Here is a 1,030-nt window from a genome sequence, read left to right as displayed (position 1 = left end):
CGGCAGCGGATTTCTCTGGAGGCGGAGGGCCTGTCCGGCCAGACCGATCCGGCCGACGACACCGATCCGGTGCAACTGTTCAGCGCCGGCAAGGCATCGGGCCAGCTGCAGCCCAACGGCGAGGATATCGACTATCTCGGCAGTTTCGGCGATCTCGAGATCGACCCCGGCGCGATTGGCGGGCGCGTGCTTCCGGCGCTCGATGCCAGTGGCGACGTGACATTGAAGAACGGTGTCGCACTGATCGGCACGCAGGTGAAGAGCCTTCGTGGCCAGGCGATCGAGATCCGCAACCTTGACCTGTCGTCGGGCACGGCGCGCATCACCGTTTCGGGACCGCTCTCGGTTGATGCCGAGGGTCTGGTCAACGCCGATCTGATGATCAGGCTGAAGGACCCGAAGGCGGTGGCGGCCATCCTTGGCGCCGCCATACCCGAGCAGAAAAGCCAGATCGAGCAGGGTTTTTCTGCCCTGGCGGTGCTCGGCAACGAGCCGTCGATGCCGCTGAAGGTGGTCAGGGGCAAGGCCTCGCTCGGCTTCATTCCGCTGGGCAAGATCAAGCCGGTCGAATAGCTCAACCATGGCAAAACCCGTGAAGCTGCTGAGCGTTGGCGCCTTGACGCTGGACACCATCCTGCGCGTCGAGACACTGCCTGTGCATCAAGGCAAGTTCATTGCCTCCGACGGCGTCCAGATCGCCTCGGGCATGGCCACCAGTGCTGCCTGCGCCGCGCATCGCCTGGGGGCCGAGGTATCGCTGTGGGCGAGTGCGGGTGACGATGCCGTCGCCGACCAGCTCATCGCCGGCATCAAGGCCGAAGGCGTCGATTGCACCTTTGTGCGCCGCGTCAGAGGCGCCCGCTCGGCGCTGGCCTCGATCCTGGTCGACGCGCATGGCGAGCGCATCATCGTGCCGTTCTATGACGGGCTGGCCCAGGCCGATCCCGAAGTCTTGCCGGTCGCCGACCTCACGGCATTCGACGCCGTGCTGGTCGATGTCCGCTGGCCGGGCGCGGCAGCGTTGGCACTC

2 protein-coding genes are annotated in these 1,030 nt (G+C 66.0%); both read left to right on the top strand.

Annotated elements, in window-relative coordinates:
• Positions 1-573, top strand: a 573-nt coding sequence (locus EN984_RS35795; protein ID WP_127384416.1) for a DUF2125 domain-containing protein, incomplete at its 5' end; no start/stop codon positions are given.
• A gap of 7 nt (positions 574-580) precedes the next feature.
• Positions 581-1,030 (top strand): PfkB family carbohydrate kinase (locus tag EN984_RS35790; protein ID WP_245480201.1); only part of this gene is annotated, 450 nt, incomplete at its 3' end.

Source organism: Mesorhizobium sp. M7A.F.Ca.CA.004.12.1.1, from assembly GCF_003997835.1.
In the GTDB taxonomy this organism is placed as follows: Bacteria; Pseudomonadota; Alphaproteobacteria; order Rhizobiales; family Rhizobiaceae; genus Mesorhizobium.
This window is presented reverse-complemented; position numbering and strand designations above follow the sequence as displayed.